Origin of the sequence: Paenibacillus sp. FSL L8-0708, from assembly GCF_038009325.1 — a bacterium.
GTDB lineage: Bacteria > Bacillota > Bacilli > Paenibacillales > Paenibacillaceae > Paenibacillus_AQ > Paenibacillus_AQ odorifer.
Map to the genome: position 1 here is coordinate 3,670,044 of NZ_JBBPBC010000001.1, position 15,275 is coordinate 3,685,318.

Annotated in this window: 17 protein-coding genes; 14 read left to right on the forward strand and 3 right to left on the reverse strand. The window is 38.7% G+C overall.

The window, feature by feature from the left end; genetic code table 11:
* Positions 1–112 precede the first annotated feature (112 nt).
* The 5 genes from NYE58_RS17590 to NYE58_RS17610 all read left to right on the forward strand — a co-directional run bounded on the left by NYE58_RS17590 (position 113) and on the right by NYE58_RS17610 (position 3,346).
* A complete protein-coding gene (locus NYE58_RS17590; protein ID WP_341002493.1) occupies positions 113–1,342 on the forward strand; it encodes an MFS transporter in 1,230 nt (409 codons plus the stop codon).
* Positions 1,343–1,398: 56 nt separating this feature from the next.
* Positions 1,399–1,812: an NUDIX hydrolase gene (locus NYE58_RS17595; RefSeq protein ID WP_341002494.1), complete on the forward strand. Its 414-nt coding sequence runs from the start codon at positions 1,399–1,401 to the stop codon at positions 1,810–1,812.
* Positions 1,813–1,992: 180 nt separating this feature from the next.
* A complete protein-coding gene (locus NYE58_RS17600; RefSeq protein ID WP_341002495.1) occupies positions 1,993–2,418 on the forward strand; it encodes a DMT family transporter in 426 nt (141 codons plus the stop codon).
* Between the two features lie 31 nt (positions 2,419–2,449).
* Complete coding sequence (locus tag NYE58_RS17605; protein WP_076125820.1) at positions 2,450–2,908, forward strand: DMT family transporter; 459 nt, start codon at positions 2,450–2,452, stop codon at positions 2,906–2,908.
* A gap of 120 nt (positions 2,909–3,028) precedes the next feature.
* On the forward strand, positions 3,029–3,346 hold the full coding sequence (locus NYE58_RS17610) for an iron-sulfur cluster biosynthesis family protein (RefSeq protein ID WP_341002496.1): 318 nt from the start codon (positions 3,029–3,031) through the stop codon (positions 3,344–3,346).
* 101 nt (positions 3,347–3,447) lie between these two features.
* On the opposite strand, the gene NYE58_RS17615 is transcribed toward NYE58_RS17610, so the two are convergent.
* Positions 3,448–4,056 carry a TetR/AcrR family transcriptional regulator gene (locus NYE58_RS17615; RefSeq protein ID WP_076190423.1) on the reverse strand — a complete coding sequence of 203 codons (609 nt, stop codon included), beginning with the start codon at positions 4,054–4,056 and terminating at the stop codon, positions 3,448–3,450.
* Positions 4,057–4,313: 257 nt separating this feature from the next.
* Here NYE58_RS17615 and NYE58_RS17620 point away from each other — a divergent pair, with 257 nt between their 5' ends.
* The 8 genes from NYE58_RS17620 (at position 4,314) to NYE58_RS17655 (ending at position 13,186) form a co-directional block, all read left to right on the forward strand.
* Positions 4,314–5,081: an SDR family NAD(P)-dependent oxidoreductase gene (locus NYE58_RS17620; RefSeq protein WP_076217521.1), complete on the forward strand. Its 768-nt coding sequence runs from the start codon at positions 4,314–4,316 to the stop codon at positions 5,079–5,081.
* A 211-nt stretch (positions 5,082–5,292) separates the two neighbouring features.
* On the forward strand, positions 5,293–6,093 hold the full coding sequence (locus NYE58_RS17625) for a GNAT family N-acetyltransferase (protein ID WP_341002497.1): 801 nt from the start codon (positions 5,293–5,295) through the stop codon (positions 6,091–6,093).
* A gap of 35 nt (positions 6,094–6,128) precedes the next feature.
* Entirely contained in the window at positions 6,129–6,812 is a 684-nt protein-coding gene (locus tag NYE58_RS17630) for a response regulator transcription factor (protein WP_076125811.1), read from the forward strand.
* On the forward strand, positions 6,813–7,814 hold the full coding sequence (locus NYE58_RS17635; RefSeq protein WP_076125808.1) for a sensor histidine kinase: 1,002 nt from the start codon (positions 6,813–6,815) through the stop codon (positions 7,812–7,814). It begins immediately after the preceding gene.
* 95 nt (positions 7,815–7,909) lie between these two features.
* Positions 7,910–8,593: an ABC transporter ATP-binding protein gene (locus NYE58_RS17640; protein WP_076125806.1), complete on the forward strand. Its 684-nt coding sequence runs from the start codon at positions 7,910–7,912 to the stop codon at positions 8,591–8,593.
* A complete protein-coding gene (locus NYE58_RS17645) occupies positions 8,590–11,193 on the forward strand; it encodes an ABC transporter permease (RefSeq protein WP_341002498.1) in 2,604 nt (867 codons plus the stop codon). Before NYE58_RS17640 ends, NYE58_RS17645 begins: the two co-directional genes overlap by 4 nt.
* Before the next feature lie 144 nt (positions 11,194–11,337).
* A complete protein-coding gene (locus NYE58_RS17650) occupies positions 11,338–12,732 on the forward strand; it encodes a protoporphyrinogen oxidase (RefSeq protein ID WP_076276460.1) in 1,395 nt (464 codons plus the stop codon).
* 187 nt (positions 12,733–12,919) lie between these two features.
* Positions 12,920–13,186 (forward strand): CD3324 family protein, encoded by a 267-nt coding sequence (locus NYE58_RS17655; RefSeq protein WP_038570858.1) that lies wholly within the window; start codon positions 12,920–12,922, stop codon positions 13,184–13,186.
* 65 nt (positions 13,187–13,251) lie between these two features.
* Here the strand turns inward: NYE58_RS17655 and NYE58_RS17660 are convergent, their stop codons facing one another.
* Complete coding sequence (locus NYE58_RS17660) at positions 13,252–13,398, reverse strand: hypothetical protein (protein ID WP_172628817.1); 147 nt, start codon at positions 13,396–13,398, stop codon at positions 13,252–13,254.
* A gap of 47 nt (positions 13,399–13,445) precedes the next feature.
* Positions 13,446–14,249: a DUF2935 domain-containing protein gene (locus tag NYE58_RS17665; protein ID WP_341002499.1), complete on the reverse strand. Its 804-nt coding sequence runs from the start codon at positions 14,247–14,249 to the stop codon at positions 13,446–13,448.
* A 325-nt stretch (positions 14,250–14,574) separates the two neighbouring features.
* On the opposite strand from NYE58_RS17665, the gene NYE58_RS17670 reads away from it, so the two are divergent.
* Positions 14,575–15,126: a GNAT family N-acetyltransferase gene (locus tag NYE58_RS17670; RefSeq protein WP_076280377.1), complete on the forward strand. Its 552-nt coding sequence runs from the start codon at positions 14,575–14,577 to the stop codon at positions 15,124–15,126.
* Positions 15,127–15,275 lie beyond the last annotated feature (149 nt).

The window sequence follows — 15,275 nt, forward strand, 5'->3', positions numbered from 1 at the left end:
ATAACTCTAATGTGATCTATCGATCATATAATATGTATTTTACTTAATTAATTTTCAGTCCTATACTATTGTAACATATAAAAAGTTATAGGTAGGATGGAGAGAGTCTGTTGTGATTAGAGAGAAAATATGGACCCGGAATTTTATTGTTGTTTGCTTAAGTAGTTTTTTTATGTTCCTGACCTTTTATATTCTGGCAACTGCATTTCCGTTATACGTAAAGGAAAGCTTACACGGGAATCAGCAGCAAATGGGGTTAGCGATTACTATCTATGTAATAGGGGGAGTTTTGATCCGTCCTTTTTCGGGACAATGGGTCGATAAATTCGGCAAAAAGAAAATGGCGGTTATTGGGCTAACCATATTTCTAATCGCCTGTATTGGTTACTTCGGATCTAATGGAATTGTATTATTCCTGGTAATTCGTTTCCTACACGGAATGAGTTATGCTGTTGCCTCGACAGCTACAAGTACAATAGCCTCGACGCTAATTCCGTATTCACGTCAAGGAGAAGGCATCGGTTATTTTAGCATGTTTATGAGCATTGCTATGGTCATTGGACCCGCATTGGGTCTTTTTCTCTGGAAAGATGAGAATATTAATGTACTACTGTTAGGCGTGTGTGTGATTGCCGCTCTCTCGCTGTTATTCACGTTAGGTGTTCGGATGCCAAAAGAAGATAAGGCTAGCGTTATTGAAGCTGTTAAGAAACCTGCTAAGACGCGAAAAGGGCTTCGCTGGAGAGACGTAATCGAGCCGAAAGCCTTGCCGATATCACTTGTCGGATTTACGCTTGCTTTTTCCTACAGCTCCTTGTCTGGATTTATAGCTTCTTTTACGAAAGAAATTCATCAATCACAGCTTACTGGTTATTTTTTTGTGGCTTTTGCAATTATGATTGTATTGTTTCGCCCGGTTATAGGTAAAGTATTCGATAAATATAATGAGCATATTCTCATCTATCCCGGAATTCTAATCTTCGCCGTTGGATTGCTTAGTTTAAGTCAAGCTCGGTCTGGTTTGATGTTAATGATGTCTGGTGTCATTATGGGAATTGGATATGGTGCACTTATGCCATGTTTCCAGACTCTTGCGCTTAAATTAGCGGCTAAAGATCGTAGAGGTAGTGCGAATGGGACCTTTTTCTTGTTATTTGATTTGGGTTATGGAGCGGGCTCGTATTTCATGGGTTTAATTGCTTCTTATACGGATTACCGAATGATGTATGAGGTTGCGGGGGGAGTAACACTTCTTTCTCTTGCTGCGTACTATTTGCTTCATCATGTACCTCAGGCCAAAGCTAAGCTGCACATACAAAAATCAAATATAGACGTTGTATAAATAGATGGTCTTGGCTGTATGATATAATTATTAGAAAAAAATATGGGGAGAACTGTATGACTACAATCATTGATAAAATTGCATGGATTCATATTCAGAATGGACAAGTTTTGTGTGCGCGTTCTAAAGGGAAAGATACCCATTATTTGCCTGGAGGAAAAAGAGAAGCTGGAGAAACAGACGAGGAGACGCTCGTGCGCGAAATCGAGGAAGAGATCTCTGTTCGTATTAAACCAGAAACCATCTCCTATTTTGGAACCTTTGAAGCGGAAGCTCACGGTAAAGCTGAAGGCGTCATAGTTAAAATGACATGTTATATCGCGGATTTTGAAGGTACACTTAGTCCTGCGTCGGAAATTGAAGAGTTATCCTGGTTATCTTATAAGGATCGAAATCGTGTTTCAGTTGTTACACAGATCATTTTCGATCAATTGCATGAGCATAAATTACTTTCCTATTCCACAATTTAAAGTTCTGAAAGCCCGTTTTAAGCCTAAGAGATGGCTTGAGGCGGTCTTTTTTTTGAAAATATACGAAAGGCTTATAGGGGCAACAACATCGTTTATTTTGGTTTAGGACAGATGTCCTTTTTTAAAGGCCTGAATTGCTTTTTAATATGTAAGAGATCGAAGTTGAGGAGAGAGAGAGAAATGAAAGGAATTATATTTGCGTTTTTAGCGGGGGCTTGTATCACTCTGCAAGGAGTATCTAATGCTCGAATTAGTCAAGATATTGGGACTTGGCAAGCTGCGACAATTACACAGTTAACAGGATTTATCATGTCGTTACTAATCCTTTTATTTGTTAGAGATGGGAAATGGCAAGGATTAAAAGAAGTAAAAACATTATATCTAATTGGCGGATCTTTTGCCGCAGTCGTTATTTTCGGTGAAGTCACTGCCATTCAACAGATTGGCGTTACTTTTACTATATCGACATTGCTCATTGCACAGCTATGCTTGACCTTCTTAATTGATATTAAAGGCTGGTTTGGGATGGAAAAACGACAAATGAGACTCCCACAGTTTATTGGAATAGGGTTGATGATTGCTGGAGTAGTGATTTTGAAATTCTGAGAATACAATCAACAACTGGAGGAGTTACGTTATGATTTTAGGGTTAATATTAGCGCTTGTCGCGGGTTCATTCGTTAGTTTACAAAATATTTTTAATACGAAGGTTAATCAAAAGGTTGGATCTTGGGCCACAACGACGTTAGTATTAGGGTTGGGTTTTCTGGCGTCCTTTATTATGAGTCTTATCTTTGAAGGCGGCCGAATATTTACTTTGCGAAATATGGAGCCTTGGTACTGGATCAGCGGATTGATCGGGGTGGGTGTAGTAATCTGTCTCGTGCAAGGCACCAAACGTCTTGGGCCAACCTATGCGATCTCGATCGTATTAATCTCTCAGCTTGGGTTTGCTTTATTGTGGGATTCCCTCGGCTGGTTAGGGCTTGAAAAGGTTCCTTTCACCTGGAAGCAGTTGGTCGGAGTACTCGTGATTGTTGGCGGTATTCTAGTATTTAAGCTAGGGGGTGCCCGGGAGACTCAAAAGTCGGCTTAATTATCCTCAGACTCATGTTTGTCAAAAAAGAAGTGATGGCAGTCACACGAGGGTGAAAGCAAATCAATCTATACTTTGGGAAAGTAGTAACTCAATTATAAATAAGGAGCAGATCATCCAATGTTCATACAATTGAACTCTCTAACTACAGAAAAGTTAAATGAAAACCTTGGTGAACGACCAGGTTATTTTAAATTGTTCTTCGATACAGAGGGCTGTGGTTGTAATGGCGTGATCGTAATTCAGATTATTAGTGAACCCCATGCTACAGATATTGAAGTTCAGAAAGAGCCCTTTACTTTTTTTGTGGACCGTCAACAGGAATCTTTATTTGATGAACAGATGCGACTTGAAGCAGATGAGAGTTACCCGTCATTCAGATTAAGTAGTGATTCGGGCCTGTTAGGAAGCAATATTCGAGTAAAAGATATTCGCTGAGTAGAGCACTGCTACACTAAAAACCAGAGCATTTGAGATCATCTCTCAATGCGCTGGTTTTTTAAATTTCGTTCCTATATATGGCACTTGCAATTCATTTCTTACCCATTAGATTTTTTCATAAAAGCTATATGGTCTATTTTGCTGTTCACCAGTGTAATTAACTGTTCTGCCATATAGCTCGCCGAATATTTGAAATTGACTTCAGCCCAGTGCATAATGACACCTACTGTAGCAGACATTTGGTAACTCAACATAATTTCATAATCCACAGGAGCAGCATCAGCTTCTATCTCAATTCGCATATCCTCACGCATGGATTCCCGTAAACGGTCGAACAGTTCAACAGTCATTTTCCCTCGTTCCACTGCGGATAAGGCTAAAAACTCCGCTTTATGCCCCTCAATATATTCGAACAGCTGCAGAATGGAAGGGAAGACCTCCGTTGCCTCAATACGTTCCAATCCCTCATAAGGGTCTAATAGCGCCTCACCTATACCCTGTAGAAATTCATCATGTATTTCCTTAAGCAAAGCCTCTTTACTCTCAAAATGTTTATAAAAAGTCCCTCGATTGTAATCCGCTCGATTAGTCACGTCCAATATTGTAACTGAATCATAACTATTTTCCAATATTAGCTCAACGAATGCAGATTTCAGAGCTTGGCGTGTTCTTCTGGTTCTTCTGTCTTCATGTTCTTCCTGTATCAAAAAAACTACCTCCAGCTATGATCTTTTTATCGTTCATTTATAGTTCTTATTTTAAAAGTAACAAAAGATCAGCTAATGTTCAAGATTTAGACATAAGTAAACACGTAGAGCAAGTATGTTGGTTAGGCGACATTACTTAAAATTCTGATTATTGAACAGGTTAACTAATGGGGTGTACTCTAGTAATAGAGATAGGTTATCCCATCTCCTAAGACTATAATATATAGCCAATTCATAACAAAGGATGCGAACATACAATGAGTGAATCATATGTAAAAACTGCTGTAATTACTGGAGCTGCAGGTGGAATCGGTAAAGAGCTTGCCCGTCGATTGTCTGATCGTAAACTGAATCTTGTACTTGTCGATCTGAATGAAGAAGCGATAAAAAATGTCATCCAAGATTTAGGCTTAAATGAATCTAACTCTTTAGCTGTAGCTGCGGATGTCTCTAATGAAGAAGACGTTCAGAATTATGTTAATAGAGCGGTAGAAAAATTTGGAACCATTGATTATTTTGCAAACAATGCCGGAATTGAAGGTCCGGCAGGTCAAATCGAAGAGCTTAACGTTAAAGCACTTGATCTTGTATATAACGTCAATGTACGTGGTGTATTTCTTGGACTACATTATGTAATTCCTGTGATGAAAAAACAAAAATCAGGTGCTATTCTGAACACTTCTTCTCTGGCAGGACTCATGGGTGCACCCGGCATGGCCCCTTACATTATGTCTAAGCATGCTGTAATTGGTTTGACTCGCGTAGCTGCAAATGAGCTTGCACCCCTTGGTATTCGTGTAAATGCGGTACTCCCAGGAACGATCAATACACAAATGATGCGTAAAATTGAAAATAATTTTGGAAGCGCAGAAGAATACAAGGCAGCTAACGAAGCTGCAACACCTATGGGACGCTACGGAGAACCGCAAGAGGTTGCCGCTGTGATGAACTTCCTTCTGTCGGATGAGGCTTCATTCGTAACGGGTTCTCTATATACAGTCGACGGTGGTATGATAGGTCAATAATGCAAGCTGATTTCGATCATTAAGGATACTCCAAATAAAGGATTGGGCCTGTGCGTCAAGCATTGGGTCCAATTCTTTTTTATTTAGGATACCCGGATCGGATTTTATAATAAGCAATTTGCTGAATTATCTTATAGAATATACAAAGGGGATTTAATCTTTTTAAGTATTGATCAGTGATTTAGATAAATTGTTGGCGAGGAGTGTTCATATGCATGAATTATCTCAACAGGATTTTAATGAAGTGAAACCGTTACTTACAGGTGCTCCTATTCATTCTGAAATTCTCTCCATTATCGAGGGAAATAATCCGGGCTGGATTTTTGTAGATCAACTTGTAACACCAAAAAGCGCGTTGGTATGGAGTAAGGGGATGCAAGGATTTTATATTATAGGCGATCACACCAATGAGATATTTATTAAAAGCTTAGATAGTTATGTATCCAGTCAGATTGTACCGAGGATGAAAAAGCTTGGGCTGGAGTATTTTGAAGTCTCAGGTCAACACAATGAATGGAATCTGGCATTGATGTTTCCTTCTAGGAAGCTATATCCTTTTGAACAAATGGTGTTCAAGTTATTTCACAAGCCCGTTGAGTCCCTTAATAATGCGATTAGAATTATAAATCTTAAAATGCTGGAATGGGAGGACTTAGATCTAAAGAATATAGAATTTGTACATGACAATATTGATTTATTCTGGTCATCGAAAGAAGACTTTAGGGCAAAAGGCTATGGATATGCTGCTGTTGAGGGAACTGAGATTATGGGTGTGTGTTATTCTAGTTTCGTTACGGAGGATACTCATGCTATCGGAATTGAAACTCTCTCCAAGTATCAGAATAGAGGAGTGGGGACTCATTTAGCGGCCTTAGTAGCGGAGGATATACTTACAAATGGTTTTACACCTTACTGGGACTGTTCATTAGATAATGAAGCTTCCCGAAAGCTAGCGCTCCGTTTAGGATTTCAGCAAATTCATCAATATAAGTGTAGTGCATTTTCAATATGACGGTTTCGCAAATTATTAGGTTAGGATGAACATTGATGAGAATATTGCTCGTAGAGGACGATAGAACGATTGCTTCAGGACTTGAATATTCCTTGCAGCAGGATCATTTTGAAACTATTTTATGTTATGATGCAACCTCTGCTAGGAGGGTGTTGGCGGAGCGGTTATCTGAAGTAACACTTTGCATTTTTGATCTCTCTCTACCGGATGGCAGCGGATATGATCTGTGTAAGATCGTGAAGGAGCGGAGCGATATTCCGGTCATCTTTTTAACTGCGATTGATGACGAAGTTAATGTAGTGATGGGACTTGATATGGGAGCAGACGATTACATAACTAAGCCATTTCGGATTCGCGAGCTGTTATCACGCATTAAATCGGTGTTAAGGAGATATAACAAGCAGGCTCAAACTCCATCTAATTTTGAACTAGAGAATATACGGATTAATACGCTTGAAGGAAAAGTTTATAAGAACGGCGATGAAGTTCTGCTAACAGCATTAGAATATCGTCTGCTTCTGATATTTGCTAATCATGTGGGACAAGTCCTTTCCAGAAATCAGCTGTTAGAGCGGATTTGGGATGTCGCCGGAGAATTTGTAAATGATAATACATTGTCTGTGTATATTAAACGCTTAAGGGAAAAGTTAGAGGATAACCCGCAAGAACCCACACTGATCAAAACAGTACGCGGTTTAGGGTATAAGGTTGGTGATTAGATGTTACGAAACAGAGAATTTAGATGGTTATTACTAACGATGACTACGATCAGCCTTCTGGCGATTATAGGAACGGCATTTATTTCATCAGCAGCGATGGGGATCACGGCGGTAACTTCAGTTCTGCTTATAGGTTGTTGTTTATTATTTACCCGCTGGAGATACCGCGAAATTGAGAAGCTTTCAGGGTATCTACGTCAAATTAGCAGCGGTAATTATTCGCTCGATGTTCGTGATAATCAGGAAGGCGAGCTTAGTATCCTGAAAAATGATATTTATAAGGTGACGTTGATGTTATCGGAGCAGCGTTTGCTTTTGCAAGAGGATAAAATAAAGCTTACCAATGCGATCTCCGACATCTCCCATCAGCTCAAAACACCACTTACCTCCATGACCGTGATGGCAGATTTATTAAGCGATCCTGATCTGGACGTTGAGAAAAGAATAGAATTTACGCGGAAAATCAGCCTTCAGCTCGATCGGATTGGCTGGCTGGTTTCTTCATTATTAAAGTTCTCAAAGATCGATGCCGGAACCATTCAATTTAAAAAAGATTCAATAAAAGTAAAGAAGCTTGTTCAGAAATCTATGGAGCCCATACTGATTCCAATGGATATAAAGGAGCAACGGATCCTAATCGAAGGTGAAGACGCTACCTCATTCATAGGCGATTACAATTGGACAACTGAGGCGATGATTAATATTCTGAAAAACTGTGTAGAGCATACACCTGCTGGGGGAGAGATTACGATTTCTTTTGCAGAAAACACGCTGTTCACGGAAATTGTCATTACTGATAATGGCAAAGGAATTCCTAAGGCAGAGATCCCCTATATTTTCAAACGATTCTACAAGGGTACAAATGCAAACGAAGACAGCGTTGGAATCGGACTTGCCTTGGCGCAAAGTATTATCACTGAACAAAACGGCACGATTGATGTGGTGAGTGAAGTAGGAAAGGGGACACAATTTCGGATCAAATTTTACAAGCAAGTGATTTAACACTTATGGCTTAGTGACTAGAATGTCACTTAAGAGTCACTGAAGAGTCATTGTAGACAGATATACTGATCTCATCAACAAATGGGGGTCTAACAATGGATATTTTAAAGATTGAACATCTGTCTAAAACATATGGTAAAGGCGAGACCGCAGTAAAGGCTCTGGATGACGTATCTTTTTCAATTAAAAAAGGTGAATTCGTAGCGATTATTGGACCATCCGGCTCAGGAAAATCAACTATTCTGCATTTATTAGGTGGGGTGGATAGACCGACAAGCGGTAAAGTATTTGTAGATAACACGGATATTTATGATTTGAATGAAACACAGCTGGCGATCTTTAGACGCAGACAAATTGGTCTTATTTATCAGTTCTATAATCTCATACCGGTGCTGACGGTTGAAGAGAATATCACACTTCCGTTGCTGCTCGATCAGCATAAAGTGGATAAGAAGCAATTTGCAGATACCGTGAAGGCGTTAAATTTGGAAAATCGTTTAAACCATCTGCCGAATCAGCTATCAGGCGGACAGCAGCAGCGGGTATCCATAGGCAGAGCATTAATTAGTAACCCTGCAATTATGCTGGCAGATGAGCCAACTGGTAATCTAGACAGCAAGAATAGCAGTGAAATTATTGAATTATTAAAAATGTTTAATAAAACGTATAATCAAACACTGATTGTGATTACTCACGATGAACGTATTGCCTTGCAAGCAGATCGGGTTATTACTATTGAAGATGGAAGGATCGCTAAAGATGAGGTGATTCGTCCGTGAATATTGTAAACAAATTAACTATAAGACATTTGAAACAGAATAAGCGAAGAACATTGGTAACTATCATTGGAGTTATCATTTCAGTAGCTATGGTAACGGCTGTGGCGACGTTAGGTTTTTCTTTTATGGAATTAATGAAGAAGCAAAGTATCTCTACAAATGGAGAATGGCATGTCCAATATAGAAATGTTACTAAAGCTCAACTCAAAGCGATAGAAACAGATGATGCGACAAAAGCCCTAGTGATCTCCAACGATCGTGGCTACGCCCCTTTAGAGGGTGGGAAGAATGAGAATAAACCCTATTGGTATATCAAGGAATATAATGCAGCTGGTTTTAAACAATTTCCGATTGAACTGCTGGAAGGTAGACTCCCGAAGACAAACCACGAAGTAGTCATTTCTGAGGAGATTGCAAAGAATGCAAAAGTCTCTTACAAGATTGGTGAAACTTTAACGCTTGATGTGGGTGAACGTGTCACTAGCGATGATGAAAATAGTGGGCAACCCCTGTCTCAGAATGAACGATTACGGACTGAAGAGGATACCCTGCTTGAAAAGATTATTCATAAAAAATCAATGAACTATACGATTGTGGGAGTGATAAAACGTCCTACTTGGGAACCAACATGGTCTCCGGGTTATACTGCCATAAGTTATGTGGATGAAAGCATGATTGGAGCAGCTGAAAAAACCACAGCGACGGTTGTATTAAAAAAGGTGGACAGCTCCATATACAAGCATGCAGAGGAATTGGCAAAAGAAAATAAGATCGAGTCGATCTCTTATAATAATAGTCTGCTCCGCTATTATGGTGTGACGAATAACGATGGCTTACGTAACACACTTCTTTTATTGTCAGTAATTATTATGGTTGTGATTATCATTGGTTCCGTTTCTTTAATCTATAATGCTTTTGCAATCTCTGTCTCGGAGCGTGCACGTCATTTAGGGATGCTCTCCAGTGTAGGGGCTACAAAGTGGCAAAAGCAGAATTCAGTGTTTTTTGAAGGAATGATTATCGGTTTAATTAGTATTCCAATTGGGATCATTTGCGGTATAGCAGGCATCGGGATCACTTTTATGTTTATCAATTCGATGATTAAAGATGTATTAGGGATAACTGAGAGATTAACGTTGATTGTTACACCTCTGTCTCTACTAACCGCTTGTTTAGTTTCAATACTGACAATTTTTATATCCACCTATCTTCCAGCCAGAAAGGCTTCAAAGATCTCGGCAATTGATGCGATCAGACAAACAACCGATGTTAAGCTCTCAGATAAAGCGGTGAAAACATCCAAGTTCGTGCGCAGATTGTTTGGTATTGAAGCAGAAATTGGTTTGAAGAATTTAAAGAGAAATAAACGCAGGTACCAAGCAACCGTGTTCTCACTTGTCATTAGTATTGTTTTATTTTTATCTGTATCAGCGTTCACTTCTAATATGAGAAGATCGGTAGAACTCTCACAGGATGGTTTGAACTATGATATCCAAGTATATATGGGGACTGAGGACGCTCAAAAAGTGGACCGGTTGACGAACTCGATATCCAAATTACCTAATATAACGGAATATAATGTGACTAGGGAACTCAGTGTGAGTTCATGGATTGATGAGAAAAATATGGCAAAAGAATTGCAAGAGATTGTGCAGGCGGATAAGAGTGTTCTAAAGAACGGGAAATATCCTTACTATATTCAGATCTATGCACTAAATGAACAGAGTTTGAAAACCTATGCAGAAACGGTCGGTATAAATTATGAACAACTAACGAAGCTTGATCAGATGACTGCTATTGTGAATGATACGGTTACCTTTGAGGATGAGAAAGCTAAAAAAATTGTTGAGACCAAAGCTTTTCACTCTGAAGTCGGCCAAAAGCTTGAGCTTATTTATACGGATTGGGATACCAAAAAAGAGACGAATTTATCACCAGTAAAAATTGTCGCTCTAACTGATAAACGTCCAATGGGAGTACATTCAGCAATGGTTGGTGGAATAAACATCATCGTCTCTGAACAAGTCTTCGATAGACTAACAAATGATGCAATGAGCAAAGATATTCAAAGCCGGCTTAACTTGAACAGCACAAACCCATTAGCGACACAACAAGCCATAGAGGAAATGAAAGAGCGGAATATCTATGTTCAAAATGTGTATCAAAATAGACAAAATAGTGAGCAGATGATCATGTTAATGTCTATTTTCACCTATGGTTTTATTGCTTTGATTACTTTAATATCAATTGCGAATATTTTTAATACGATATCAACTAGCATATCTCTTCGTAAAAGAGAGTTTGCGATGCTGAAGTCTGTGGGCATGACGCCAAATGGTTTTAATAAAATGATTAATTACGAAAGTGTTTTTTATGGAATAAAGTCACTACTATATGGGCTTCCGATTAGTATAGTTATTATGTACTTGATCTATAGATCAATGATGAGCAGCTTCTCTTATGGATTCACACTTCCGTGGATGAGTATCTTGTGTGTCATATTGGCAGTGTTTATCATCGTTAGCGCAGCCATGTTATATTCAAGCTCAAAAGTGAAAAAAGAGAACATTATCGATGCATTGAAACAGGAAAATATATAACTATTACCCCATCATTGCCGCGTTTAACGCGGCTTTTTTGTGTCATATCTGACACGTTGATATGTAAATTCTTATAAATTCCTATGATATAATGTACACAATTGAATTGATACAGATTATAACCACGAGGTAGGTGTCAACGAATTGAGAACAGTTGTCGTGATTGGCGGGGGAATTACTGGATTGTCTACCGCTTACTATTTACAGAAATCTATAGAGCATAACAAGCTAGATGTAAAAATCGTTTTGGTTGAAGCCAGCGATAGACTGGGCGGCAAAATCAGAACACTAAAACAAGAAGACTTCATTATGGAGTCTGGGGCAGATTCTATTGTCACCCGTAAAACGAATGTTGCACCTCTGATTGAAGAGTTGGGTATACAAAATGAGGTTGTATATAACGCGACAGGAATATCCTTTATTTATACAGAAGGTAAACTGAAGCAAATTCCTAAAGATGCAGTCTTTGGCATTCCGCTCAGTATGGAGTCGCTTGCTACAACAGAACTGATCTCAGCTGAAGGAAAGGTTGAAGCACTCAAAGATTTCTACACTCCCAATAATAAGTTTACGAAAAACGATTCCGTGGGTGATTTTCTAGAAGCTTTCTTTGGTAAAGAACTTGTCGAGAAGCAAATTTCACCGGTTCTTTCAGGTGTATATTCCGGGAAGCTAAGCGAACTTACAATTGCCTCGACGCTGCCTTATTTGATTGATTATAAGAATGAATACGGCAGTATTATTCAAGGCTTATCCGCAAATAAAGCCAAATTTCAAGGGAATGGTGATAAGAAGTTCATGTCATTCAAGGGAGGTGTATCTGCCTTGATCGACTCTATGGAAGAACATCTTTCTAATTTGGAGATCATCAAAGGGATTCGTGCCGAAAGAATTGAGAAGCGTGGAGAGCAGTACCAGGTAACTTTGGCAGATGGACGAATCATAGACTCCGATGTTGTCGTACTTGGAACGATGCATTCTACTGCACAAGCGCTACTTCAAGACGAAGAACTAAATGAAGATTTCAATCAGTTATATAATAGTTCTATGATTAGTGTATATTTAGGATTTGATATCCCCGACAGTCAGCTGCCTGCGAATGGCACAGGGTTCATCACTGCCAACAGCGATGATGTTCTATGTAATGCGTGTACGTGGACAAGTCGCAAGTGGGAGCATACGTCAGGACAACAGCGTCTGCTTGTCAGACTCTTTTATAAAAGCTCAAACCCTCATTATGATTCGTTGATCAAGCTATCTGAAGAGGAACTATTGAAGGTGGCTTTGAAAGATATACAGACCAGTCTCGGGATAACAGGACAGCCAGCTACCTACGATGTGACCAAATGGCATGATGTAATGCCAAACTACCATAAACTTCATCATCAAATTGTAGTATCCTTAGAGAAGAAGATGACAGACAGGTATCCTAATGTTATCCTTGCTGGATGCTCCTATTATGGTGTAGGCATTCCAGATTGTATTGCGAATGGAGAAAAAACAGCAGAGCGTATTTTGGAACAAGTAATTTCACATTAAAAAGGAGGGTGTACAATCGTGAGAAGATTAGCGATCAGCTCTATGCAAAGTCTAGACTTATAAACAACGGCGGTTGTTTGTATAGAGCGAAAAATTGATTTTACCGCTAGTGCAGTGTGCATGGGTTGTTTAAAGAATAGACTTTGCTACCTTCAAACTCATAAAAAGTTTAAGGAGCAGAGCGATTATGAAATATGTAAATGCAGATACGATTTTCCCAAAAGAATTATTAGAGGAAATTCAGAAATATATCAACGGGGGTATGGTTTATATCCCTAAGCCTGAAGAATCACATGTAAAATGGGGCGAAAAGTCAGGGAGCAGAAAATACTTAAGATCTAGAAACATCGAAATCTGTCTAAGGTTTGCTGTGGGTGCAACGGTTGACCAGCTTTCAGATGAATATTGCCTATCTAGGGATAGTATTAAGAAAATTGTTTATTCAAAAAAATAGCATCCAAAAAAACCACGTTAGAGGAAACTCTGACGTGGTTTTTGGAATTTAATAATAATTTAATCTTAAATACCATACTTTTTCCGATATTTATTGATCCCATCTACGAACTGTCCTTCATACTTCACGCCTTCATCCATCTTTTTATTTGCGGCATTAATAGCTGTACTAGAAACCTTTGTTTTGTATAGTGCTTCTTTCATCATTGTCATTGCTTCTAATTGCAACTTAATCGCTTTTAAATAGATTTCATGTAATGCTATACGATTTGTTTATTCATATTCAAAGAGGCTTCAAATGCATCAATTATATACAGGAATCGTTCTGCTTCTCGGAATACATGATCTGCAAGCAATGGATGGATGATGCTCTTTATTCGGCATTCCTCAATAAGATCACGTGCCGTTTTCTTAAAGTCACGGAGAGATTTAACTGAGACTTTATTCTCGTCAAGTTGCTGACTGAGCAGGGGTTTGGTTTGGGATTGAGGACGCATGGAGCTAAGATCAATAGCTTGATACAGCAAAACATCAAAGTCATGGCTGAAATTTCTTGCTTGTTCAACAAGTTGACGTTCAGAGGGGTCCAATAAATGACCAATGAATTTAGCATGGTCTGCCATTATACGTAGGAAGAATACATTTTCATTAATAATTGCGTCTGGTAAAGGATCTAACCTACCCTGATTCAGTTCTTCCAGTCGATTTCGAAAATAGTTGGCTTCCCTACTGACATGATCCACTAATAAGGGGAAGTTCGTTCCGCCTGGAAGCTTACATTGTAGAATTAGACCTAGTATTTTTCTTTTAAACGCCCAGATATGTGAAGCTGCACTATGAACTTCCTCATTAAACTTCCGTATTACAGCTGGATCAGAATCCACAGTAAATCCGAGTGATCTATTCTCTATGGCTTCGAATGTGACATAGAATTGGTTTGCTTCATTAATTAGTTGCGTGTCTTCACAACGAAACCCTAATTTAAGAAAAAAAGAGTGTTCTTTCATGATTCGTGACCAGAATCTTATTTCATCTAGAGATCTCGAAACAAAAGGATCCGGCATATCTGAGCGCACCTCCCATTTTTATACAATTATAATATGCGTGAGGTTTGTACTGTATCCGCGAAAGTTAAGACGAGTATATAGAAGTACAGTAGGTACGGTTAACTTAATTATCAAATATAAATGGTGACATTATATAAAAATTAATTCTAATCGAATATGGCATATAACTAGAGCGAGGTCGTAATTATACTAAAAAAGAAGTGACATTAGACAAGAACTTGTGGAGGTATGATGGAGATTAAGCTTGTTCCAGTAACCATAATATTTGAGTGATCTCCATAAATATATTCAGGAATTCGACAGAAGGTAGGGAGGGAACGACATGAATATCACAATCACCTTAACTGACAGTGCCTCGAAGTTTATTATTAACAACCTTTACCCACTATACTTACACGATCTATCAGAAATATGGGGGACGATTCCTAATCGATACGGGGTATTCGAGGAGGACGAGACACAGACACTACAGGAACAGAATAAAGTCTTCGACATTTGGTGGGAGAAAGCTGGCATTTTGTATCCTTATTTAATAAAAGAAAATGATATTCCAGTAGGGTTTGCATTAGTTGCTACACCACCATACACACCGTCTGTTTGTGAATTCTATTTGAATGAATTTTTTATTCTACGGCCCTACCGTGGTAAGGGGATCGCTGAATATGCGGCTAAAGAAGTCTTTAAGCTTCATTTGGGTAACTGGGAGCTGCAAACGAATCCCACGGATACAAATAGGAGAGCACAGCATTTTTGGAGGAAAACTTTAAAAGAATACACTGGGGATAGTTATTTAGAGGAATGCGGGAAGTCATATGATGATGAATTAAAGATGATTTTTACATTCAATAACCAATCAGAATTATCGAATCCATAAAAGGGGATTTCGAAGTTATGTTTAAGAATTCATTCCTAAAAGCAAAAGCTTATTAGTACAATTCACTGCAATATTTGGTGGCTTTAGTGCTTGGAATGGATTCTAACACAACCGAATAGGTTTAATAATAAAAGCCGATCTAACTATCG

Coding starts and splice junctions, on each gene's coding strand:
- NYE58_RS17595 (WP_341002494.1), top strand. CDS start 1,399: ATGACTACAATCATTGATAAAATTGCATGGATTCATATTCAGAATGGA.
- NYE58_RS17635 (WP_076125808.1), top strand. CDS start 6,813: ATGTTACGAAACAGAGAATTTAGATGGTTATTACTAACGATGACTACG.
- NYE58_RS17600 (WP_341002495.1), top strand. CDS start 1,993: ATGAAAGGAATTATATTTGCGTTTTTAGCGGGGGCTTGTATCACTCTG.
- NYE58_RS17620 (WP_076217521.1), top strand. CDS start 4,314: ATGAGTGAATCATATGTAAAAACTGCTGTAATTACTGGAGCTGCAGGT.
- NYE58_RS17655 (WP_038570858.1), top strand. CDS start 12,920: ATGAAATATGTAAATGCAGATACGATTTTCCCAAAAGAATTATTAGAG.
- NYE58_RS17610 (WP_341002496.1), top strand. CDS start 3,029: ATGTTCATACAATTGAACTCTCTAACTACAGAAAAGTTAAATGAAAAC.
- NYE58_RS17670 (WP_076280377.1), top strand. CDS start 14,575: ATGAATATCACAATCACCTTAACTGACAGTGCCTCGAAGTTTATTATT.
- NYE58_RS17660 (WP_172628817.1), bottom strand. CDS start 13,398: ATGACAATGATGAAAGAAGCACTATACAAAACAAAGGTTTCTAGTACA.
- NYE58_RS17630 (WP_076125811.1), top strand. CDS start 6,129: ATGAGAATATTGCTCGTAGAGGACGATAGAACGATTGCTTCAGGACTT.
- NYE58_RS17605 (WP_076125820.1), top strand. CDS start 2,450: ATGATTTTAGGGTTAATATTAGCGCTTGTCGCGGGTTCATTCGTTAGT.
- NYE58_RS17640 (WP_076125806.1), top strand. CDS start 7,910: ATGGATATTTTAAAGATTGAACATCTGTCTAAAACATATGGTAAAGGC.
- NYE58_RS17665 (WP_341002499.1), bottom strand. CDS start 14,249: ATGCCGGATCCTTTTGTTTCGAGATCTCTAGATGAAATAAGATTCTGG.
- NYE58_RS17625 (WP_341002497.1), top strand. CDS start 5,293: ATGCATGAATTATCTCAACAGGATTTTAATGAAGTGAAACCGTTACTT.